Origin of the sequence: Halomonas sp. M20 (genome assembly GCF_020622265.1) — a bacterium.
Classification (GTDB): domain Bacteria; phylum Pseudomonadota; class Gammaproteobacteria; order Pseudomonadales; family Halomonadaceae; genus Modicisalibacter.
Window position 1 is genome coordinate 431,153 of the sequence record NZ_JACNMQ010000001.1, and the last position, 22,613, is coordinate 453,765.

The 22,613-nt window shown below is 60.9% G+C and carries 23 protein-coding genes; 7 read left to right on the plus strand and 16 right to left on the minus strand.

The annotated features are described in order from the left end of the window. Positions 1-131 precede the first annotated feature (131 nt). Positions 132-1,355, minus strand: coding sequence for a TraB/GumN family protein (locus H7850_RS02110; RefSeq protein WP_227367738.1), 1,224 nt, complete (start codon positions 1,353-1,355; stop codon positions 132-134). Positions 1,356-1,477: 122 nt separating this feature from the next. Here H7850_RS02110 and H7850_RS02115 point away from each other — a divergent pair, with 122 nt between their 5' ends. Then, positions 1,478-1,858, plus strand: coding sequence for a DUF2784 domain-containing protein (locus H7850_RS02115; RefSeq protein WP_227367739.1), 381 nt, complete (start codon positions 1,478-1,480; stop codon positions 1,856-1,858). On the opposite strand, the gene H7850_RS02120 is transcribed toward H7850_RS02115, so the two are convergent. The 6 genes from H7850_RS02120 to def form a co-directional block, all read right to left on the minus strand. Continuing rightward, positions 1,833-3,281: a TrkH family potassium uptake protein gene (locus H7850_RS02120; RefSeq protein ID WP_227367740.1), complete on the minus strand. Its 1,449-nt coding sequence runs from the start codon at positions 3,279-3,281 to the stop codon at positions 1,833-1,835. The two genes, H7850_RS02115 and H7850_RS02120, sit on opposite strands and share 26 nt — an antisense overlap. A 47-nt stretch (positions 3,282-3,328) precedes the next feature. Next, a complete protein-coding gene (gene trkA / locus H7850_RS02125; RefSeq protein WP_227367741.1) occupies positions 3,329-4,702 on the minus strand; it encodes a Trk system potassium transporter TrkA in 1,374 nt (457 codons plus the stop codon). Positions 4,703-4,812: 110 nt separating this feature from the next. After that, a complete protein-coding gene (locus H7850_RS02130) occupies positions 4,813-5,019 on the minus strand; it encodes a dodecin (RefSeq protein WP_048308428.1) in 207 nt (68 codons plus the stop codon). Positions 5,020-5,125: 106 nt separating this feature from the next. Next, the gene (gene rsmB, locus H7850_RS02135; protein WP_227367742.1) at positions 5,126-6,442 is read right to left on the minus strand and encodes a 16S rRNA (cytosine(967)-C(5))-methyltransferase RsmB; all 1,317 of its coding nucleotides are present in this window, start codon (positions 6,440-6,442) and stop codon (positions 5,126-5,128) included. After that, positions 6,439-7,434 (minus strand): methionyl-tRNA formyltransferase, encoded by a 996-nt coding sequence (gene fmt, locus H7850_RS02140; protein WP_227367743.1) that lies wholly within the window; start codon positions 7,432-7,434, stop codon positions 6,439-6,441. The genes rsmB and fmt overlap by 4 nt, the downstream gene beginning before the upstream one ends. 101 nt (positions 7,435-7,535) lie before the next feature. After that, the gene (gene def / locus H7850_RS02145) at positions 7,536-8,048 is read right to left on the minus strand and encodes a peptide deformylase (protein WP_227367744.1); all 513 of its coding nucleotides are present in this window, start codon (positions 8,046-8,048) and stop codon (positions 7,536-7,538) included. Positions 8,049-8,285: 237 nt separating this feature from the next. Between def and H7850_RS02150 the strand changes: the two genes are divergently transcribed. The 5 genes from H7850_RS02150 to aroE all read left to right on the plus strand — a co-directional run bounded on the left by H7850_RS02150 (position 8,286) and on the right by aroE (position 12,862). Then, a complete protein-coding gene (locus H7850_RS02150) occupies positions 8,286-9,242 on the plus strand; it encodes a peptidoglycan-binding protein (protein WP_227367745.1) in 957 nt (318 codons plus the stop codon). 4 nt (positions 9,243-9,246) lie between these two features. After that, on the plus strand, positions 9,247-10,347 hold the full coding sequence (dprA, locus tag H7850_RS02155; RefSeq protein WP_227367746.1) for a DNA-processing protein DprA: 1,101 nt from the start codon (positions 9,247-9,249) through the stop codon (positions 10,345-10,347). 155 nt (positions 10,348-10,502) lie between these two features. Further along, complete coding sequence (locus tag H7850_RS02160; RefSeq protein WP_227367747.1) at positions 10,503-11,057, plus strand: L-threonylcarbamoyladenylate synthase; 555 nt, start codon at positions 10,503-10,505, stop codon at positions 11,055-11,057. 33 nt (positions 11,058-11,090) lie between these two features. Beyond that, positions 11,091-12,023: an oxygen-dependent coproporphyrinogen oxidase gene (gene hemF / locus H7850_RS02165; RefSeq protein ID WP_227367748.1), complete on the plus strand. Its 933-nt coding sequence runs from the start codon at positions 11,091-11,093 to the stop codon at positions 12,021-12,023. 29 nt (positions 12,024-12,052) lie between these two features. Beyond that, positions 12,053-12,862: a shikimate dehydrogenase gene (aroE, locus tag H7850_RS02170; RefSeq protein ID WP_227367749.1), complete on the plus strand. Its 810-nt coding sequence runs from the start codon at positions 12,053-12,055 to the stop codon at positions 12,860-12,862. A gap of 30 nt (positions 12,863-12,892) precedes the next feature. Here aroE and H7850_RS02175 read toward each other — a convergent pair whose 3' ends face one another. Then, positions 12,893-13,147, minus strand: a complete 255-nt coding sequence (locus H7850_RS02175; RefSeq protein WP_227367750.1) for a hypothetical protein — start codon at positions 13,145-13,147, stop codon at positions 12,893-12,895. After that, a complete protein-coding gene (locus H7850_RS02180; protein WP_227367751.1) occupies positions 13,147-13,941 on the minus strand; it encodes a M48 family metallopeptidase in 795 nt (264 codons plus the stop codon). The genes H7850_RS02175 and H7850_RS02180 overlap by 1 nt, the downstream gene beginning before the upstream one ends. 111 nt (positions 13,942-14,052) lie before the next feature. On the opposite strand from H7850_RS02180, the gene H7850_RS02185 reads away from it, so the two are divergent. Beyond that, entirely contained in the window at positions 14,053-14,913 is an 861-nt protein-coding gene (locus H7850_RS02185) for an ATP-binding protein (RefSeq protein ID WP_227367752.1), read from the plus strand. A 143-nt stretch (positions 14,914-15,056) separates the two neighbouring features. Here the strand turns inward: H7850_RS02185 and der are convergent, their stop codons facing one another. The 7 genes from der to pilW all read right to left on the minus strand — a co-directional run bounded on the left by der (position 15,057) and on the right by pilW (position 22,609). Then, positions 15,057-16,463, minus strand: coding sequence for a ribosome biogenesis GTPase Der (gene der / locus H7850_RS02190; protein WP_227367753.1), 1,407 nt, complete (start codon positions 16,461-16,463; stop codon positions 15,057-15,059). Between the two features lie 11 nt (positions 16,464-16,474). Continuing rightward, on the minus strand, positions 16,475-17,632 hold the full coding sequence (gene bamB, locus H7850_RS02195; protein WP_227367754.1) for an outer membrane protein assembly factor BamB: 1,158 nt from the start codon (positions 17,630-17,632) through the stop codon (positions 16,475-16,477). Further along, entirely contained in the window at positions 17,629-18,288 is a 660-nt protein-coding gene (locus H7850_RS02200; RefSeq protein ID WP_227367755.1) for a YfgM family protein, read from the minus strand. The genes bamB and H7850_RS02200 overlap by 4 nt, the downstream gene beginning before the upstream one ends. A gap of 40 nt (positions 18,289-18,328) precedes the next feature. Continuing rightward, on the minus strand, positions 18,329-19,606 hold the full coding sequence (gene hisS / locus H7850_RS02205; RefSeq protein WP_264477200.1) for a histidine--tRNA ligase: 1,278 nt from the start codon (positions 19,604-19,606) through the stop codon (positions 18,329-18,331). A 68-nt stretch (positions 19,607-19,674) separates the two neighbouring features. Then, positions 19,675-20,790: a flavodoxin-dependent (E)-4-hydroxy-3-methylbut-2-enyl-diphosphate synthase gene (gene ispG / locus H7850_RS02210; RefSeq protein WP_227367756.1), complete on the minus strand. Its 1,116-nt coding sequence runs from the start codon at positions 20,788-20,790 to the stop codon at positions 19,675-19,677. Between the two features lie 9 nt (positions 20,791-20,799). After that, on the minus strand, positions 20,800-21,831 hold the full coding sequence (locus tag H7850_RS02215) for a RodZ domain-containing protein (RefSeq protein ID WP_227367757.1): 1,032 nt from the start codon (positions 21,829-21,831) through the stop codon (positions 20,800-20,802). A gap of 28 nt (positions 21,832-21,859) precedes the next feature. Beyond that, positions 21,860-22,609, minus strand: a complete 750-nt coding sequence (gene pilW, locus H7850_RS02220; RefSeq protein ID WP_227367758.1) for a type IV pilus biogenesis/stability protein PilW — start codon at positions 22,607-22,609, stop codon at positions 21,860-21,862. Positions 22,610-22,613: the final 4 nt, after the last annotated feature.

Below are 22,613 nucleotides of genomic sequence, written 5' to 3' on the forward strand. Positions count from 1 at the left end.
CAAATTGTGGGGGCGGCGCAAAATGACGCCTGTGCATCAAGAGGGGGACAGGTGCTGGAAAGTATAGAGTGTATGGGTTGGCGAAGGATCGAAGGGCAAACGATGCAACCGCCGGCGCTACGGTTGCTGTTTCAACCGAACAGTTTACCGGCGATTCGTAGCCCGGCAATCCAGGTGCCGGCGGCGGAGCCGACGGTGGCAAGCAGGAATACCAGCAATGTGCGCGACACACGATTGCGCCACCAGCCTTTGAGGGCGGCCACGTCGTGGCGTAGTTGCGAGAAGTCCCGCACCTTGGGACGGCGCAGCGCGAGCTCCACCCCAGCGGCTACGAAGCCAGCGCCGATTGTAGGGTTGAGCGAGGTCAACGGCGCCGCAAAAAAGGTTGCCACTACCGTAAGCGGATGGGCCAGGGCGATGGCGGCGCCAAGGCTCGAGAGTACGCCATTGATCAGGAACCACTCGCCGATCAGCTGCCAGCCAAGCTCGCTATCCCGCGAAAACCCGATGGCAAAGCCTATCAGTACCAGGGCCGTGATCAGCCAGGGCACCGCCTTCCACCAGCGCCCCCGTTGCGGTGTCGCTTCAAGCTGTTCACGCTCAGCAGTAGGAGGCTGAGGCAGCGGCTGTTCGAGGTGCGCCGCCAGGCCCTTGAGGTGGCCGGCGCCAATCACCACCAGCACATTGCGATAGCGATCCTGGGGGTTCTCTTCCACCAGGCGTAGCGCCATGTAGCGGTCCCGCTCGGCGATCAAGGGCGTATAGAGCGCTTCGGATTGCTCGGCAAACTCGTTGAAGGTGGATTCCAGCACATCGCCTTGCTTGAGCCGTTCGATGTCGTCACTGGAAACCTCCTGACGGGACAGCAAGCTACCGAACAGGCCGGTAATCAGCCCCATGCGCTGCCACCAGGGTACGTTGGCGTAAACCCGCTTCAAGGTCGTGCCCACTTCCCGGTCGATCAGCAGCAAGGGCAGATCCGCATCGCGGCTCTCGTTGACCGCGGCACGCATCTCGGCGCCGGGCTCGATACCCGACTGCTCCGCCACGCGCTGCTGAAATGCCCCCAGGGCGAGACTGGCGGCCACCATGCCGGCCTTGCCTTGGCGAAAAATCTGGAAGAGATCCTGCTCTGCCAAGGCGTCCGGGTTGGTCAGGCTCTGATAGCGGGACTGGCACAGCTCGATCGCCACGGCGTCGAATTCGCCGGAGCGAATCAGCTTGCGCACTTCCTCGGCACTGGCCCGGGAAACGTGGGCGGTTCCCAGCAGGGTGTAGCGGGCATCACCGCTTTCGACGACGCGGCGAGGGCCGCTGATGCTGTCTTCGGAGGTGATAGCCTGGGTGTCGGTCATGGACGCTCGCTTGCAACGGAATCAATCAGGCCGCTAATTATCCATGAAGGGAGTCGGGCAGTCCAAGTGCAGTATCCTCCAGGGGCTCCGGTGGTATCGCTTCACTGACAAGGAGGGGGCCGATGGGCTATCGCATTGCCGCCGAGGCAGTTCTGATCCTGCATCTGGCGTTCATTCTCTTCGTGGTGCTAGGAGGGCTTGCCGTGCTGCGCTGGCCACGTCTGGTATGGTTGCATCTACCGACAGTAGCATGGGCAGCGGCGCTTGAGTTCAAAGGCTGGATCTGCCCTTTGACCCCGCTGGAAAACGCCTTGCTGCGTGCTGCCGGAGAATCCGGCTATGCCGGCGGGTTCATCGAGCATTATCTGATTGCTCTCATCTATCCAGCGGGGCTGACGCCGACCATTCAGTTGTGGCTGGGCATTGGCGTGCTAGCCATCAATCTCCCGATATATGGGTATCTTCTTGTGCGTCGATTCAGCGACGCCAGAAAGCCGGGGTAAACAGTACCAGCACCGTGAAAATTTCCAGGCGCCCCAATACCATGGCGATTACCAGGATCCACTTAGCGGCGGCGGGAATGTTGCCATAGTGATTGGCGACCTCGCCAAGCCCGGGGCCCAGATTGTTGAGCGCGGAGCCGACCGCGGACCAGGCGGTGACCTGGTCGAGTCCGGTGGTCAGCATGCCTACCAGCATGAGGAAAAACAGCATCACATAGACGGAGAAGAAGCCCCATACCGCCTGTGACACGCTGTCCGTCACGCTCATCTTGCCCACCTTGATCGAGATGACGGCGCTGGGATGAATCAGACGCAGCACTTCCCGCATGCCCTGCTTTAAAATCAGCAGAATACGGATCACTTTCATGCCGCCCCCGGCAGAGCCGGAGCAAGCGCCAACGAAGGCGGCAACGAACAGCATGAAGGGCAGGGCGCCGGGCCAGATCGAGAAGTCGGCGACGCCAAAGCCCGAGGTGCTGGCGATAGAGACGGCCTCGAACAGGCCGTGACGCGCCCCGGTCATGTCGTTGTAGGTGCCGCTTGCCAGCAGCGTCACGATGGTTGTGATGCTGAGCAGGGCCAGGAACAGAAGAAAAAAGCGGAATTCGGGGTCCTGCAGGTACTGCCCCAGCCGTTTTTCACGCCACACGGCGAAATGCAGGCCGAAACTGATCGAGGACAGAATCATGAACACCACGCAGATCAACTCGATGGTGGCGCTGTCAAAATAGCCAATGCTCGCGTCGTAGGTGGAAAAGCCCCCGATGGCCACCGTCGAGAAACTATGCCCGAGGGCATCGAACCAGTTCATGCCCGCTAGCCAGTAGGCCAGGAAACAAGTGAGGGTCAGCGCGGCATAGATGTACCACAGCGCCTTGGCGGTCTCGGTGATGCGCGGGGTCAGCTTGGAGTCCTTGAGCGGGCCGGGAATCTCGGTGCGGTAGAGCTGCATGCCGCCGATACCCAGGGTCGGCAGGATGGCGACCGCCAGTACCACGATCCCCATGCCGCCCAGCCACTGCAACTGCTGGCGGTAGTAGCGAATGGAGTCCGGCAATAGGTCGATACCGGTGATCACCGTGGCACCGGTGGTGGTCAGCCCGGAAAAGGACTCGAAAATCGCATCGGTCCAGGAGAGCGCCGGATCACTGGCAAACATCAACGGCAACGAACCGAAGAGCCCCAGTACACTCCAGAACAGCACCGTGATTAGGAAGCCATCCCGCGTACGCAGCTCCTTGCGGGCACGATGATTGGGCGCATAAAGTACTGCGCCAGTCGCGAAGGTGATGGCCATGGCAATGACAAACGCGTTCCACACCGTGTCCTTGAACAACAGCGAAATCAGGATGGGCGGAACCAGGGTCAGGCTGAATACCATCAGCAGGAGCCCGAGAATGCGCAGCGTGACGCGTAGACTCATGAATCAGCGCTTCTTACGTGATAGGACATTTGTTTGTATTCTGAAAATTAGAAAAAGGACAGACCAACCTGGAACAAACGCTCCACATCGCGGATACGGCGCTTGTCGATCACGAACAAGATGACATGATCGCCGGCTTCGATGACCACATCGTCGTGGGCGATCAGCACCTCCTTGCCACGTACCACCGCGCCGATGGTGGTGCCGGCCGGCAGATCGATCTCATCGATGGTACGTCCAATGACCTTCGAGGATCGGGCGTCGCCGTGGGCGATGGCCTCGATCGCCTCTGCCGCGCCGCGTCGCAGGGAGTGAACGTTGACGATATCCCCCCGGCGCACATGGGTCAGCAGGCCGCCGATGGTGGACTGTTGCGGCGAAATGGCGATATCGATTTCGCCACCCTGAACCAAGTCCACATAAGCGGCATTGTTGATCAGAGTCAGCACCTTCTTGGCCCCTAGGCGTTTGGCCAGCATCGACGACATGATGTTGACCTCGTCGTCGTTGGTAAGCGCGCAGAAGATATCGCAATCCTCGATGTTTTCCTCGATCAGCAAGCGTTTGCTGGTGGCGCTGCCATGCAGTACCACGGTGCGATCGAGACGCTCGGAAAGAACGCCGCAGCGTTCCAGGTTCCGCTCGATGATCTTGATCTGGTGGCTATGCTCGAGTTGCTCCGCCAGGCGCTGGCCAATGTTGCCGCCTCCGGCGATGAGGATGCGGCGAAAATCCCGCTCGATCTTGCGCAGCTCGCTCATGACCGCGCGAATATCCCGCCGGGCAGCGATGAAGAACACCTCGTCATCCGCCTCGATGACAGTATCGCCGCGAGGAATGATCGGACGATTCTGGCGATAGATGGCGGCGACCCGGGTGTCGACATTGGGCATGTGGCGGCGCAGGAATCCAAGCTCCTGGCCGACCAGCGGGCCGCCGTAATAGGCCTTGACCGCCACCAGCTGGGCCTGGCCGCCGGCGAATTCGAGCACCTGCAGCGCGCCCGGATAGACGATCAGGCGGCGGATATGATCGGTGACGACCTGCTCCGGGCTGATCAGTACGTCTACCGGTACCGCTTCGTTGGAAAACAGTCCCTTGCGGGTCAGGTAGGCAGCGGCGCGTACCCGCGCGATCTTGGTCGGGGTGCGAAACAGCGTATGGGCCACCTGACAGGCGATCATGTTGACTTCATCGGAATTGGTCACCGCGATCAGCATGTCCGCATCCTCGCAGCCCGCCTGGCGCAGCACCATCGGGTAGGAGCCGGAGCCGGTCACGGTGCGAATATCCAGGCGGTTGTGTAGCTCACGCAGGCGAACCGTCTCCGTATCGACGACGGTGATATCGTTTTCTTCGTGCGCCAGATGCTCCGCCAGAGTGCCGCCAACTTGACCGGCACCCAGGATGATAATCTTCATCGATGATGGGTCCGCCCGGGGAGAGTCCTTTATGTGGCGCTAGCATAAACCAGCAAAGCAGGTGAAAGACAGAGGCCGGACCCGGCAATCCGGGCCCGGGAGTGGAAGTTTCAGTCCAGGGTGATGCCGACCTTGACGGTCACTTGCCAATGGGCGATGCGGCCGTGCTCGATATGCCCCCGGGTCTCGGTGACTTCGAACCAGCGCATGTCGTGCAAGGATTCGTTGGCCTTGGCTAGCGCCTGCTCGACGGCGTCCTCGATTCCCTTGGGCGACGAGCCGGTCAGTTCGATCTTCTTGTAAATGTGGCTGGGCATGAAGCGGCTCCTGTGCCGATGTCGATGTAGAGGTATTGGAATGCAGGGGTAAACATGCAGCGTCTTGTGCACCACTACAATGATAGGCGGTTTCCGTGAACCCGCCTTAGGTCATCTTGACTAGGCGCGCGTAGAAGAAGCCGTCGTGGCCAGCGGTAATTGGCAACAGCTGACGGCCTGCCCCCGCGGCGCGGCCCCAGCTGACCTCGCTGGGTGTCGTTGCCTCGGCATCGTCAGTACGTGCAAGAAAGGCATCGATGGCATCCGCGTTCTCCTCCGGTATGACCGAACAGGTGGCATAAACCAGCGTGCCCCCGGGGGCCAAGGTTTGCCATAGCGTATCCAGCATGCGCCCTTGCAGGCTCGCCAGGTCGCGGATGTCCGAGGGGCGGCGCAGACGCTTGATGTCCGGGTGGCGGCGAATCACGCCACTGCCGGAGCAGGGAGCGTCGAGCAGGATGGCGTCGAAAGCAGCGCCGTCCCACCAATCCAGGGTGCTGGCGTCCGCGTGCTTGAGTCGGGCCTTGAGATCCAGACGCTTGAGGGTTGCATTGACCCGGGCCAGACGTACCGCGTCGTTGTCCAGGGCGGTCAGGTTGATATCGAAGGATTCGAGCAGATGAGCTGTCTTACCCCCGGGCGCGCAACAGGCATCCAGCACCTTGGCGTCGGGCCGATTCTCGAGCGCGGGAGCCATGAGCTGCGCGGCGAGCTGCGCGGCTTCATCCTGTACGCTTGCCTCGCCCTCGGCAAACCCGGGCAGTTCGTTGATATCGCAGGGCTCCGCAAGGGTTATGCCGTTCGGTGCGTGCTCACAGCGGGTGGCGCTCTTGCCGATAGCTTCCAGCCGCATCAGGTAATCGTCGCGACTGCCAAGGCGGCGATTGATACGCAGGGTCATGGGGCCGGGGTGATTGTTGGCCTCGGCGATTGCCTGCCAATCCTCGGGCCAGGCCTGACGCAGCGTCTTGAGCAGCCAGGTGGGATGCAACCAGACAGTACTGGGGTCGCGATCTATCTTGGCCTGCAGCTCGTCCGCTTCGCGTTGCAGCCGGCGCAGGCAACCATTGAGCACGCGAGTCGCCCACTCTTTGTTGAACAGGCGCGCGGCGCCGGCGGTTTCACCCACCGCCGCGTGGGGCGGTACGCGCAGATAAAGCAGCTGATAAATACCCAGCAACAACAAGGCCTGGACATCCACGTCCCTGGCCTTGAACGGGCTGCGCAGCAGTTCTTGTGCCAGCGCCTCGAGCCGGGGGAGGGTTCGACATACCCCATAGCACAAGGCGCGCAGGAAGGCGCGATCCCGGGCCGGGACCGCGCCATCGTCGAGGCTGGCAAGAGAGCCCTTGCCAGTGAGTACCGGCACCAGGGCGCGAGCGGCAACGGCGCGAACACCTTGTCCGCTGGGGGCATCATTCATTCATGAGTCTCCTGAGGAGCATTGCCAAGGCGCGACCCTGGCGCAAAGCGCTCGGCTTTGGCATTGAGCAGTTCTTGCGCGGTCAGCGCCTTGCCGCCGGGCAGCTGGGCACGAGTTACCCGCAGCACCTCTGTTCCCTTGGGGCCGCAGGCGATACGCAGCGCATCCGGCGCTGACGTCAATAGCGTGCCGGATTGGCTGGTCTGGTGCGATGCCGCCGGATTGCCTTCTTCCGGTTCGGCCAACCAGAGCCGCAGCGGTTGATCGTTCAGGGTCGTCCAGGCCACCGGCCAGGGGTTGAACGCCCGAATACGCCGGGCCAGCGCCTGGGCAGGGCTGGTGAAGTCGAGCTGCGCTTCAGCCTTGGACAGCTTATGAGCGTAGGTCACCCCTTCAGCGGGTTGTGGCATCGGGGTGAGCTTGCCCGCCGCCAAGTCATCTAGGGCGGTGACGATCGCCTCGCCCCCCAGTTGCGCCAGGCGATCGTGCAACTCGCCGCCGGTGGTGGCGTCGTCAATCGGCGTGCTGCGGGTCAGGAGCATGGCGCCGGTATCGAGACCCGCGTCCATTTGCATGATGGTGATGCCGGATTCGCTGTCGCTGGCGTCGATGGCGCGCTGAATGGGAGCGGCCCCTCGCCAGCGGGGCAGAAGAGAGGCATGCACGTTGAGACACCCCAGGCGCGGCGTATCGAGTACCGTCTGAGGCAGGATCAGGCCGTAGGCTGCCACTACCATGACATCCGCTTCAAGGCCGGCCAACGTTTGCTGGGCCTCTGTCTCTTTCAGGGAAACGGGTTGATACACGGGAAGATCGTGTTCGAGGGCCAGCGCCTTGACCGGACTGGGCGTCAGCTTGCGCCCTCGACCGGCGGGACGATCGGGCTGGGTATAAACGGCGACAAGCTCATGGGCGCTGCCAAGCAGTGCCTGCAGGCTGGCGGCTGCAAAGTCCGGCGTGCCGGCGAATATTACTCGCAAGGAAGGCGACATCAGAATCGTCCATGATGAAGGAGCAGATGCCTAATGATAACGGAGCAGCGAGAGGACTAAAATGACAAAGGCCGGATCGACCGGCCTTTTAAAACTAAAGATCATGCTTCCTGCATTTGCCGGTGGCGCTTCTGCATCTTCTTCATGATGCGTTCGCGCTTAAGCGGCGACAGATAATCCACGAACAGCACGCCTTCGAGATGATCATGCTCATGCTGAATGCAGTGGGCAAGCAGGCCGTCGGCTTCCAGCTCGTAGGGCTTGCCATCGCGATCCAGCGCCTTGAGGTGAACCCGCAAGGCACGCGGCACCTCCGCATAGTACTCGGGAATAGACAGGCACCCTTCCTGCATGGGCTCACGCTCATCGTCCAGCGGAGTGTACTCGGGGTTGATCAACACCAGCGGCTGGGAGTGGTCTTCGCTGACATCCATGACGATCACGCGCCGATGCACATCCACCTGAGTTGCTGCCAGCCCGATGCCATTGGCGTCGTACATGGTTTCGAGCATGTCGTCGACCAGGGTCGAAATTTCGTCGTCGACGATATCGACGGGCTTGGCCTTGGTGCGCAGGCGCTCATCGGGAAATTCGAGAATCTCTAATTTGGCCATGGCGTTGGTAATACCGTTATCCGGTGGTACGAGAATATGCGTTCATTGTAAGACGATTCACTCATCAGCAGAACCATAGAGTCACTCATGAATGCAATAGTATCAAACTATCGGGAAATCCGGCCGATATGTCTTTACAGACCTTTCGCATTCAATTGAGGGGCTCCTTCATTGGACCAGACAAAACACAAAAGTTCTGATCGTTGCAAAACACAAGGCAGGTAGCGGGCTATGCACATGATGAGAGGTATACCAAAAGGTATAACGAAGGCCATAGCGAAGGGCAAAACGAAGGATATAGCCAAGCGGCATCGGCGACTGGCGTGTTGGTCGCTGGGTGCCATCTGCCTGGCGCTCTTGTCGCCGGCGGTGGCTGCACTGAAAGAGGATATTTCTCGCGATGCACTGCAGCGCAACGAGAACGTTCTGCGGCTCTCGCCTCAGGTGCATCGTATTTCGGCCCGGGACGACATTGCGCCATTGCCCTGGGATCTCCTGCGCAGCTTTCTGGAAAGCAATCGCGTTGTGAGTCCAAACGATATCGACAACGCGGCGTATGTGCTCGGGGGAGATGATCAGCGCATTCTAAGCGGTGCTGGCGACCGCCTTTATGTGCGCGGTGAATTGCCGGCAGGGCGGCTCTATGGGCTCTATCGCCCCGGGCAGCGCTACGTGGACCCGGATACCGGCGAATTTCTCGGGCTTGAAATGGAAGCCCTGGGCGAGACGCGTTTCCTGCGTCAGGAAAACGACATCACCTTGCTCGAGGTGACGTCGTCACGTCAGGAGATTCGTCCAGGCGACAAGGTGCTGCCGCTGGAGAGTTTACCGGCAGCGCCAGAATTTCGGCTCAGTGCCGCCCCCGCCATGAGCGAAGGTCGGATATTGTCCGTGCCCGGCGGTGTGCGCTACATCGGTCGTCTTGATGTGGTGGCGCTGGATCTGGGGCGTCGCGATGGGCTCGCCCCGGGAAACGTGCTGGCCGTCGAACAGCTCGGCGAAAAGGTGGTCGACCCGGTTACCGACCAAACGTTGCGTTTGCCTGGAGAGGACGCTGGATTGCTGATGGTGTTTCATGCCTATGAACGCCTCAGCTATGCCCTGGTCATGCAGGCCAGCCGCAGTCTGGCAGTGGGTGATCGAGTCCACGCACCGGCTGACAATGCGCTGGTTACGCGTTTAGGGCAGCGCTGAGAACATGACGGCTTCCGATTGGCTGGTGCTGTCCCTGCTGCCCGGCATGGGGCCGCGACGCCTGGCGCAGCTGCGTGAACGCCAGCCCCAATGGCCTCAGGGCTGGCTGGCGCTGTTGCCTGCCGCTCCTCGTGACGCCCTGCGCCTGTGGCTCGACCATCCTGACAGGAGCCCGCTACAGCCCAAGGTAGAGCAAGCATTAGCCTGGGAGGCAGCACACCCCGCGCATCATTTACTGACACCCGCTCATGCTGCGTGGCCCAGGTTGCTCGATGAGTTGCCGGACCCACCGCCGCTGCTCTGGGCGAAAGGCAACCTGGCGGTGCTTGCGCCGCCAGGAATCGCAATCGTAGGGACACGCAGACCCACCCGGGAAGGGCAGGGCAACACGGCACGCTTTGCCACGGAACTGGCAGAGCGTGGCTTTTGCGTGGTCAGCGGAATGGCCCTGGGCGTCGATGGTCGCGCCCATCATGCGGCGCTGCAGGCGGGCGGACACAGCATTGGCGTGCTCGGTTGTGGCATCGATGTCGTCTATCCCTCTCGGCACGCTGATCTTTATCGGCGCATGCTGGAAGGGGAGGGCTTGCTGCTCAGCGAGCATGCCCCGACCCTGCGGGCCAATCCTGCGTTCTTTCCTCGGCGCAATCGTATCGTCACCGGGCTGACTCTCGGCGTATTGGTCATCGAAGCGGCGGAAAAGAGCGGGTCTCTGATCAGTGCGCGTCTGGCCATGGAGCAGAACCGTGAAGTGTTCACGCTGCCGGGATCGATTCACAATCCTCAGGCGCGGGGCTGTCTTGCCTTGTTGCGCCAGGGCGCGACCCTGGTCACCTGTGTCGAGGATATTCTCGCCGAGCTGGGCCAGTGGGGCATGACGGCGGTTGCCATGCCTGCTTCCATGCCAGCCGAACCATCTTCCAATACGCTGCCAGCAAACGACGATACGCTGTTGGCGCTGCTCAGTGATTCCCCCACACCGCTGGATACCCTGATCGAACTGTCCGGACGGGATTTTCCTTACTGCCAGCAGCGCCTGCTGGAGTTGGAGCTCGAAGGCTGGGCGGCCCAGGCGCCGGGGGGATGGGTACGCTTGCCACGCTAGGCGCTACCTGAAAAGTGCCTTGACTCGGCGTGCCCGTCTGGACTTCACTCGCCGATTTTTTCAACCCAAGCCTTATGCTTTGCCGCGTGGCGGCTGCTGGGTGATAGCCGTCATGGTAGAATCAGCGCCTTGTTCGCCAAGTCGGAGCGTCTGGAATGATCGATCGCGAGGCCCTGGAAACCGCCATCGCCGTATTGCGGGAGGGCGGTATCATTGCCTATCCCACCGAGGCAGTGTGGGGGCTGGGGTGTGATCCGGATAATGCCGCCGCGCTGCAGGCACTGCTCGATCTCAAGCAGCGCGATCCGGCTAAAGGACTCATCCTGATTGCAGGGGACATCCATCAGTTCGATCCCTGGCTGAGCGAACTGAACGCGAATGATCGTCAACGCCTGAGTACCAGCTGGCCGGGTCATGTCACTTGGCTGGTGCCGCACAATGGCCGCTCACACCCGCTGTTGCGCGGTGAGCATGCAAGCGTGGCGTTGCGGGTCAGCGATCATCCTCTGGTCACCGCTCTCTGCGCCGCCTTCGGCGGCCCACTTGTTTCCACTTCCGCCAATCCTGCCCGACAGCCACCGGCCCTCGATAGCGCCACTATTCGAGACTATTTTGGTCGCGCCGTTCACGTGGTCGAAGGGGCGCTTGGCGGCTATGCTCGACCCAGTACCATTCGTGACTTGCGCAGCGGCGAGATACTGCGCGATTGAATACCGGGAAGTACCAAATCCAAGGAGTTGTCTGTGGCTCACGCCAACCTCGAAGACGTCAAACGCTATCTGCTGGACCTGCAGGACCGGCTTTGCCAGGCCCTGGCGGATGAAGACCACGGCGCGGATTTTCATGAAGATGCCTGGGAGCGTCCGGAAGGTGGCGGGGGACGTTCCCGGGTGATCGAGAATGGTACAGTATTCGAGAAAGGCGGGGTCAATTTCTCCCACGTGTTTGGCGCCACGCTGCCTCCTTCGGCCACCGCAGCGCGACCCGAACTAGCAGGGCGCAGCTTTCATGCGGTCGGCGTTTCCTGGGTGCTGCACCCACATAACCCCTACGTACCCACCAGCCACGGCAACGTACGGTTCTTCATTGCCGAGAAAGAGGGCGAATTGCCAGTGTGGTGGTTCGGGGGCGGCTATGATTTGACGCCTTTCTACCCGGTCGAAGAGGACGTGGTGCACTGGCACCAGACGGCTTTCGACGCCTGCGCGGCTTTCGGTGACGATGTCTATCCGCGCTACAAGCGCTGGTGCGACGAGTATTTCTATTTAAAGCATCGGGATGAGACCCGGGGCGTCGGCGGCCTGTTTTTCGACGATCTCAACGAGTGGGAATTCGAGCGCTGCTTCGCGTTCCAGCGCGCCGTGGGCGATAGCTTTCTCGACGCCTATCTGCCGATTCTCAAGCGCCGGCGAGATGACGACTACGGCGAGCGGGAGCGCGCGTTCCAGCTTTATCGTCGTGGGCGCTACGTGGAGTTCAATCTGGTCTGGGATCGGGGCACTCTGTTTGGCCTGCAGAGCGGCGGGCGCACCGAGTCGATTCTCATGTCCATGCCGCCGGTCGTCGAGTGGCACTATGGCTGGACGCCGGAACCCGGTAGCCGGGAAGAGGTGCTTTATCGGGATTATCTGCGGCCCCGGGATTGGTTGAATCAGGAACCGCAAAGCGCTCACTGAGACATTGAATATTTAAAGCGGAGTTTTCCATGAGCGATCGTTACTGCGTATTTGGTCATCCCATCAGCCACTCCCTGTCGCCCAGGATTCATGCGGCTTTCGCCGAACAGACCGGCGAAGAAATGACCTATGAGGCGATCGAGGCGCCCCTGGAAGATTTTGCCGGCGCCTGGCGGGATTTCGCTGCCGCAGGGGGTCGTGGTGCCAACGTGACCGTGCCTTTCAAGGAAGACGCCTATCGTTTGAGCGATGTACTCAGCCCTCGCGCACGGCTTGCTGGCGCGGTGAATACCCTGGTGCTGGATCGAAATGGCGAGATTTTTGGTGATACCACCGATGGCATCGGACTGGTGCGCGATCTTCAGGCGCAGGCCGCCCCGCTGGAGAAAGCGCGTATTCTCGTATTAGGCGCAGGGGGAGCGGTACGTGGCATTCTCGAGCCCCTGTTGGCGACACAGCCGGCGACCCTGATGATCGCCAATCGCACCCCGGAGAAGGCGCACCGGCTGGCCAAGGCATTTGCTGGATTGGGAGAGACCACCAGCGGCGGCTTCGATGAAATAGTGGGAACGTTCGATCTGGTCATCAACGGCACCAGTGCCAGCCTGGGCGGGGAGTGTCCGCCCCTGCCAGAGGATGTGTTTGCCGATGATGCCCTAGCCTACGACATGATGTACGCAAATGAGCCTACCGCGTTCCTGCGCTGGTCCGCGGAGCACGATGCCCGCACCGCGGATGGCCTGGGCATGCTCATCGAGCAGGCAGCGGAGTCCTTCTTTCTGTGGCGTGATGTGCGACCCGAGACTGCTGCTCTGCGCAAGCAGCTTCGCCCGAGCTAGGCTCGGGTAGGAAAAGTATAGGTGCATGATCTAGCGCCGGGTATAAAGCCCGACAAAGCACATTACAAGCCCCAACACTGAGAGCAGCATGCCGCCGTTCACCAGTAGCGAATGTCGCTCGATGAAAGGGTTAAAAGGCTGTGGCTGCTCTCGGCAAGCCGATGCAATGGCGTCCCAGTAACCTCCCGAGAGCTGGCATTCGCGTATGTCGCCAAGCTCCCAGAAGTAGACGCCCATCAGTATGACAAGCGGCAGAATCAGCAGCAGCGAACCCCATCGCACCATCAGCCTGGGCTCTGGCAGTTAGGGGTCTTGCCTGCTGCCTGGGCCTGCTGGTAGTAGCTCATGGCGTCGTTCATCTGGGCTTGCAGAAGGTCGATGCGCTGACCGTGGCTGGGGTGGGTCGACATCCATACCGGCGGCTGACCGTTGCTGTTGGCGGACATGTTCTGCCACAGGTCGATACTGGCTCGTGGGTCGAATCCGGCCCGGGCCATCAGATCCAGGCCCAACACATCCGACTCACTCTCCTGCTTGCGGGAGAATGGCATCAGAATGCCATACTGAGCGCCCATGCCGAGCAGCCCCATCAGCTGCTGACCACCGGCGCTATTGAGCCCAGCCGCCGCCTGAAAGACGGATAGACCGGTTTGAGTCGCCGCCTGCTGAGAGACGCGCTCGTTGGCATGGCTTGCCAGAACGTGAGCGATTTCGTGACCGATGACCGCTGCCAGTTGATCCTGGTTCTTCGCCACATTGAGCAGACCGGTATTGACCCCGATGTGGCCGCCGGGCAGCGCGAAGGCGTTGGCGGAGTCATCCTTGAATACCTTGACCTCCCACTGACCGCCGGACTCAAGCTCTTGGGTGATCGCCCGCGCAACACACTGCACATAGCTATTGGCTTGTCCTTGGACTACGGGAAGTTCTTTCTCGTATTGAGCAAAACTTTGCCCCCCCATTTCGCTAAGCTGTTCATCGGAAAACAGCGTCAACTGGGAGCGTCCGGTGGGAGATTGGCTGCAAGCCACGAGGGAGATGAGCAATGCTCCCAATGCGCTACGGTTGATCCATTTCATACGGTTTTCCTGATTTCTGAACATTATCTATCTGGACCGAAGTGGTGTTGAGCTTCAAGATACCCGGATGACTTCCAGCGTCAACCATTGTCGACAAGGAGCCCTGTATTCATGGATGCGGAACTGAGCCAACGCTTGATTCGACTACTCGATCGGGTCGAGGCCTGGCTGCCACCTCAGCCGCCAGAATTGGATTGGACGCGCGATGTGGCCGCTCTGTGGCAGCGCCATTCATTGGGTGGCCAACTGTTGCCCATCGCGCCTCGGGATAGCGTGGGGCTGGATGATTTGATCGGTATCGAGCGGCAAAAAGGTGCGTTATTGACCAATACTCGTGCATTTCTGCAAGGCTTGCCCGCCAACCATGCGCTGCTTTGGGGTGCTCGTGGCAGCGGCAAGTCGTCCTTGGTGCGAGCATTGCTCAACGGTCTTGCATCAGAGGGGTTACGACTCATTCAGGTGGATCGTCATGACCTGGTGGGGCTGCCGGTTCTGGTGCAACAGCTGCGCGATACGGCGCATCACTTCATCGTCTATTGCGACGATCTCTCCTTCGAGGGCAGTGACGATGGCTACAAGGCCCTCAAGAGCGTACTCGATGGCACCCTGACCGGTCCGCCGAAAAATGTGCTGCTGTATGCGACTTCCAACCGCCGCCACCTGCTTCCGGAGTCGATGGAGGACAACGCCCAGACGCGCCTGGTCGGCAATGAGCTTCATCATGGCGATGCGGTGGAGGAGCGAATCTCGCTGTCGGATCGTTTCGGCCTGTGGCTTTCCTTTCGTGCCTTCGATCAGGACACCTACCTGCAGGCGTGCCGACACTGGGTCGCGTATCTTGACCAGAATGTGCAATGGAACGATGAGGCTCGAACGGAAGCATTGCGCTATGCCACCTTGCGTGGCGTCAGAAGCGGACGCGCGGCCTGGCAGTTTGCCTGCCAGTGGGTGGGTAGTCAGGCAGGCGTCTAAGGAATTACTGCATAAATGCCTACACGAACGAATTGCTGCGTTGCGCGGTGCTCGAAAACTCGCCTAACCCCATGTTATGTCTCGTTTTCTGCGCTCCGTGCGCCTTGCACTTCATTTCGCTCGGCGATTTATTCAGCAATTCCCTAGCGACGACTCTTGCGTGCTGCTTCCTTGGTTCTCGCCAGCTCCCGCTTCTTGGCTTTTTCACGATCGCTTGCGTTGGCATCGCTGTCAAAGGGATTGTCCCCGGAGCGAAACTCGAAGCGCACCGGCGTACCGCGAATTTTCAGCACCTTGCGGAAGGTGTTGGTCAAATAGCGTCGGTAGGCTTCCGGCAGGGATTTCGTCTGATTGCCGTGCACGACGATGATCGGCGGATTGCTGCCGCCCTGGTGGGCCATGCGCAGCTTGATACGGCGGCCATGTACCAGCGGGGGCTGATGCTCGCTCACCGCGTCCTGCAGAATGGTGGTGAGACGGTTGGTGGACCAGTGACCGTTGGCGGCCTTGAAGGCGCGCTCGATGGACGGATACAGATCGCCGACAGCGGTGCCGTGCAGCGCCGAGATGAAGTGCAGGTCCGCATAGTCGGCAAAGCCCAGGCGCCGTTTGATGTCGGCGCGCATCTTGTCGCGCTGCTCGCTTTCCAGGCCGTCCCACTTGTTGACCGCCAGCACCAGAGCGCGTCCGGAAGTCAGCACGTAATCGAGTAGATGCAGGTCTTGTTCCACGAGCCCGCTTCTGGCATCGAGCACCACGATGGCGACATGACACTCCTTGATCGCCTCCAGGGTCTTGATGATGGAGAATTTCTCCGCCACCAGGCTGACATTCTTGCGCCGCCGGACACCGGCGGTATCCACCAGCACGTAAGGGCGACCACGCCGCTCGAAGGGGATTTCGATGGCATCCCGGGTAGTGCCGGCCTCGTCGAACACCACCACCCGCTCCTCGCCCAGAAGCCGATTGACCAGGGTCGACTTGCCCACGTTGGGTCGCCCGATCACGCCGATACGAATGCCTTTATCCGTAGCAGGGGTCGCATAGCCTTCGCCGCGTTCGGGAAACGGCGCCAGCACTTCGTCGATCAGCGCCGTGACGTTGCGCCCATGGGCTGCGGCAATGGCATGTGGATCGCCAATGCCCAAGGTCCAGAAATCCGCCATTGCCGAATGTTCTTCCAGGCCATCGGTCTTGTTGACCACCAGCCAGGTCTTCTTCTGATTGACTCGTAGATGGTTGGCAATGGCCTCGTCGGCAACGTTCAGCCCGGCCCGGGCATCCACCATGAACAGCACGATGTCCGCTTCGTCGATGGCCACCAGGGACTGTTCCGCCATGACCGCATCGATGCCTTCTTCATCGCCACTGATGCCACCGGTATCGATGACCGTATAGGTCTTGCCGCCCAGCTGGCCGTTGCCGTACTTGCGATCCCGGGTCAGCCCGGGGAAGTCCGCCACCAGGGCATCCCGGGTACGGGTCAGACGGTTGAAGAGGGTGGACTTGCCTACGTTTGGCCTGCCCACCAGGGCGATTACGGGGTTCATGGTATGCGCGTTCAATCCTCGGTCGATTCAATAGCGAAGGCGCTCAGCTCACCGTCGTTGGTCAGCGCGAAAAGTCGGCCATCGCCGGTGAGCAGCGGTAGACTGATGCCATCACCGCCAATATCACGCCGGCCGACGAACCTGCCGCTATCGAGTGCGAGCAGATGCACGTAGCCTTCGTAGTCGCCTAGCGCAATATCCCCACCGACAAGGGCCGGTGAGGTCAACCAGCGGCCTTCCAGGGCATCGGATTCCCATAGCAGGCGGCCTGAAAGCGCGTCCAGGGCTAGCACGTGGCTTGCGTCGTTTACGGTGATCAGCGTATCACCAACCAGCAATGGCGTGAGATAGCTCGATTCTTCCCGAGACCACAGGATTTCGCCACTGGTGGCTTCCAGGGCCAGCAGACGACCGTTGTAGCTGGTGACATAGAGGCGCCCATCCCGAGTCAACAGGGGTTGCCCGTCCAGGTCCACCAAACGGCCGACTTCGCTGCGCCCCTGGGGAACGGCAACCCGCAGATCCCACAGCGGCTGGCCGCTACGGTTGTCGAGGGTCACTAGGCGTCCATTGGCAAAACCGGCGAAGGTGACCTGTTCGATCACTCGAGGCGTTCCGGTGCCGCGCAGGGTCAACGCCGGCTGATTGGCGGTATAGACCCAGTGCTCGGCACCGGTTTCGCGATCGAGTGCCGTTACTGCCCCATCGACGCTCTGAATCACCAGCAGGCGGCGATTGGCTTGAGGCGGGGCGAGCACTTCGCTGGATACCCGAGAGCGCCAGAGCTCCGTGCCATCCGCCTGGTCGAGAGCGAGCACTTCACCGTTGCGAGTACCAAGATACACGCGGTCGGCAACGGCGGTCAGCCCGCTTGAAATCGGTGTGTTCAGCTCTTTCTGCCAAAGCGTTTCACCGCTGGCAGCGTCGATGGCCCGCACCAATCCGGATTGATCCGCGGCAAACACGCGGCCATCTTCCAGCGCTGGGGTGATCGGATAGCCTGCGATACCCAGGCCGTCACCGATGCCTTGATCCCAAAGGCTGTTCAGTTCGACCCGGGTATCAAAAGACTCGAGATCCTTGGGTGGGTATTTCGGCTCGACCTTGCCGGCACAGCCAGCCAGCAGAGTGACCAGCACGGTAGGTACGAGCAAATGAGTAAGTTTCATAGCGTAATGTCCTTCGCTCCCAGGTCGTCGAGTTTGAGCTGTATACCATAGACGGGCTGTCCGGCTTCCTGGGATAGTTGCAGCGCCTGCCGATAAGCTTCCCGGGCCTGGTCATCGCGATCCAGGGCGATGAGAATGTCGCCCCGGGTATCGGCACGTTGCGCCGTCAGGGAGTCGGGTACCCCGGATTCAAGAGTGGCAAGTGCCTGCTCGGCCTCGTCTTGCGCCAGCTGAAGTCGTGCCAGGCGTAGCCGCGCCAATCCCTTGAGATAATCACGATCGGTAGAGGCGATCAGCGCTTCGAGGGTGGTGCTACCCGATTCGTAGTCATCCTTAGAGACTGCCATGCGTGCCCGCAGCAGCGTGGCGAGATCCGCATAAAGCGTGCCGTCATGGTTGTCGATGATCTCACCCACCAGCTGCTGGGCTCGGCTTTGGGCGTCATCGGACAACTCCTCCTGGCTCGCAAGAGACAAAAGTTCCTGATAACGCAGCGAAGCGGCTTCGGACTGATTCGCCTGGTAGTTCTGCCAGGCATTCCAGCCCAGCACGCCGGCGATGGCGATCACGACACCGGCGATCAGCGACGTGCCATTTTCCTTCCACCAGCGCTTGAGTGCGTCAAGCTGCTCTTCTTCGGTTTGTAGCTCCGCCACGGGCGGTCTCCTCATCTTTCTGATAATTGGCTGCGTCGGTCTAGCGTAACAATTCCTGCAAGCGTTCGATCATCGTGGCATCGGTCAAGGTTTCCTGATCGCGGTCTTCGCGTAGAAACTTGAGACCCAAAGTGCCTTGATCGAGTTCGTCTTCACCCAGGATCAGGGCCAGTTGCGCGCCGCTCTTGTCTGCCTTCTTGATCTGGCTCTTGAAGCTGCCGCCGCCGCAGTGCACCTGCAGCGTAAGATGGGGCAGGGCGTCGCGAAGCCTTTCGCCCAACAGCAGTGCCTCGCGTTCGGCGCGCTCGCCCATGGCCAGCAGATAGGCATCCGGCCCGCGCTGACTTTCCGCGGGAACGAGATTCAGGGTTTCAAGCAGCAGAATCAGGCGTTCGACGCCCATGGCAAATCCCACCGCCGGGGTCGGCTTGCCCCCAAGCTGTTCCACCAGGCCGTCGTAACGTCCGCCGGCGCACACGGTGCCCTGACTGCCAAGCGCCGTGGTGGTCCACTCGAACACGGTACGTGAATAGTAGTCGAGCCCGCGCACCAGCCTAGGGTTGATGACATAGGCAATGCCTGCTGCATCGAGCAGATCCGTGAGGGCTGCAAAGTGTGCCCGGGATTCATCGTCAAGATACTCGAGCAGCTGCGGCGCCTGGGCCAGCATCTCCGCCATGGCGGGGTTCTTGGAGTCGAGGATGCGCAGGGGGTTGCTCGACAGGCGCCGGCGCGAATCCTCGTCAAGAAGGTCAAAGTGAGATTCGAAATAGGCGGTCAGTGTCTCGCGATAAGCACGCCGGGCCTCGAGCGACCCCAGGGAGTTGAGTTCCAGAGTGACGTGCTCAAAGAGGCCTAGCGCCTCCCACAATCGTGCCGAGAGCAGGATGATCTCCGCATCGATATCCGGACCTTCAATGCCGAAGGTCTCGACACCGACCTGATGAAACTGGCGATAGCGCCCTTTCTGAGGACGTTCGTGACGAAACATCGGGCCCTGATACCACAGGCGCTGGGTCTGGTTGTGCAGCAGGCCATTTTCCATGGCGGCCCGCACGCAGCTGGCGGTGCCTTCCGGGCGCAGGGTCAGGCTGTCGCCGTTACGATCCTCGAAGGTGTACATCTCCTTTTCGACGATATCGGTGACCTCGCCGATGGATCGGGCGAACAGGGCGGTCTGTTCCAGAATGGGCGTGCGAATCTCGAGATAGCCATAACGGCGCATCAACGACCGGATTTGCGCCTCGAAATACTGCCAGAGTGGCGATTGTTCCGGCAACAGGTCGTTCATGCCCCGAATGGCCTGGATATTTTTCAAGAAAGTGCTCCTGACATACCGATCGACGGGCTATCTTACCCGCTACGGCGTCGCGCCGAAACGGTACGTCAGCTTTGACGCGCGATCACGTCTTCCTGGGCGATCTCTTTTTCGCGTACCTTGTCGCGAATCAAGCGCTCGAGATCGTCGACCAGATGGTCGTTACGCAGCTTGGAGGCGGGTTTGCCGTCGATATAGACCAGATTGGCCGGATCGCCACCGGTCAGGCCGATGTCGGTCTCCTTGGCTTCACCCGGGCCGTTGACCACACAGCCAATGACCGAGACGTCAAGCGGCGTCATGACATCTTCAAGTCGCATCTCGAGTTCGTTCATGGTGCCGATGACGTCGAAGTTCTGCCGCGAGCAGCTGGGACAGGCGATGAAATTGATGCCCTTGGCGCGCAGCTTGAGGCTCTTGAGCATGTCGAAACCGACCTTGATCTCCTCGACCGGGTCTGCGGCAAGAGACACGCGAATGGTATCGCCGATGCCATCCATCAACAGCATCCCCAGGCCGATCGAGGACTTGACGGTACCGGCGCGCAGGCCACCGGCTTCGGTGATTCCCAGATGCAGCGGTTGCTCGATGCGACTGGCAAGCTCGCGATAGGCGGCCACCGCCATGAACACATCGGAGGCCTTGACGCTGACCTTGAAGTCGGGGAAATCGAGGCGCTCGAGATGATCGATATGGCGCAGGGCGGATTCGACCAGCGCGGCCGGTGTCGGCTCGCCGTATTTTTTCTGCAGGTCCTTTTCCAGGGAGCCCGCGTTCACACCGATGCGAATCGGGATGCCGTTGTCTCGGGCGGCGCTGACGACAGCCTGTACCCGATCTTCGCGACCGATGTTGCCGGGATTGATGCGCAGACAATCTACGCCTAGCTCGGCGACCCGCAGGGCGATCTTGTAATCGAAATGAATATCCGCCACCAAGGGGACGTTGACCCGCTGCTTGATACGGCCGAAGGTTTCCGCTGCGTCCATGGTGGGGACCGAGACGCGAACGATATCGGCCCCTGCGGTTTCCAGGCGTTCGATCTGGGCCACGGTGGCATCGACATCGAGGGTGTCGGTATTGGTCATGCTTTGTACGGAGATAGGGGCATCACCCCCTACCGCCACGGAGCCAACGTGAATCTGGCGCGACTTGCGACGCTTGATCGGAGATTGAGCGTGCATAGGACTGGTTCATTCTCCCAAAGTGAAACGGGCGACATTGGTACCGGCGGCCCGGGTGCCGAGATCTATCTCTTCGCCACGATACCGCAATTCGACGTCATCGGCATTGCCTATGGTCAAACGAAAGGGAGGTTCGCCTTCCGCGGTGGCTTCGGTGCCCGCCGCTTGCAGGCCGACCAGGATACGTTCCCCACTAGCGTCGAAGACCTCGGTCCAGGACTCCTCGTTGAAAACGAAGGCAAGACGTCGGCTATCCGGCGGAGTCACGGCCGGAGCTGTCTCGTCGGCATCATTGGCGTCGGTGGCCTGCTCTTCAGGCTGCCCGTTCGCAGCATCAGTGCCCGCATCGGACATATCCGGCGCGGTGGCCGGTTCGATCATGCTGGCGGTGTCATCATTGGTTGCGGAATCACCCACGGCTTCATCGTTCGTGGCACTGTCATCGACCAATCCCAATTCTTCGTCTTCCGCCGGCAGCGGAGGCAGGTCGGCATCGTTTTCGCCGGAAGCGGCGGGGTTGTCAGTGGCCGCGCCATCCGGATCGTTCTCCGATCCATCCTCCGAGATTTCCATTTCCGCGGATTCCCCGAGCCCCAATCCGTCGACGATGTCGTTACCATTGCGGCTTTGCCACCACAGTAGCGTCAAGGCGATCAGGCCCAGGATGACCAGTACCGTCACCAGCTTGAAGACCCAGGGGCCGACCCGGGAAGGTTGCTTGGCGTTGTGTACCGGGGCGACCTTGCGCTCGTGATCGCTGTGGCCGTGCTGGCTGTTGTAGATGTCCACGACTTCGCGTTCATCGATTCCCATCAGGCGGGCATAGGCACGCAGGTAACCTCGGCGGTAGGCGGTGATGGGCACTTCATCGTAGCGGTCCGCCTCCAGCCCCGCGACAACCGCTGGGCGCAGGTTGAGCTGTATGGCCACTTCCTCGAGGCTGAGCCCTTGACGCTCGCGCTCGCCTTTCAAGAGCTTGCCGGCTGACCCGGGATGCGCTGGCTCGAAACTGGTTTGCTGTCGTTCTTGTATATCGCTCATGGATGAGCCTTCCTCTTCGATTCGGGGGTCAAGGGTCGTCTCGGGCATCGAGTTGGCGCGAGTAGAAAGCAGCGGAGGCGCTCTCGCCTCGAACTCTAGCGAGCTGTTCTGCCAGTTTCAGGCTTTCCGGCGTGGTGCCGGCCAGACGAATGAAGGATTGCAGCTGCTCCCAGGCCCGCCGGTCATTGCCCTGGGCGTGGTCGATGCGCGCAAGCACCAGGTAGCTGCGGGCACTGCGTGGATTTACCGCCTGGGCGCGCTTCAGACTACTGCGTGCGGCGGCGGCATCCCCAAGCTCCCATTGGCATAGGCCTAGATTGGTGAGTAGCTGGGCACGGTTGGTGTACTTGATGTCCTGAGCTGCGCGTTCGAGCTGGGTGCAGGACTCCTCGATACGGCCTTGGGAATACAGGAAAGCCGCATAGTTGTTGCGACCTTGGGTGAATCCAGATTCGATGGCCAGTGCTCGGCGAAAAAAGCGATCCGCCATGGCGTTTTCGCCCTGGCGTTGATAGAGCAGTGCCTGGACCTGCAGTGCTCGAGGAGAATCGGGGTCGATTTCAAGGGCCCGGTCGAGTTTGGCCTGAGCCCGGGGCAGGTTGCCCTGTTCCATGTACTCGATGGCCATGGTGGTGTTGAGTTCGAGGGCCTGCTTGTCATCCGTTGCCGCATTGTTCAGGCCAGGCCCGGTCTCGACGGCGCAGCCCGACAACCCTGTGATGGCGAGCAGTACGGCGCATAGCCTGACGAGCATCGGGGAATAGCGAAATAGGCTCATGGGA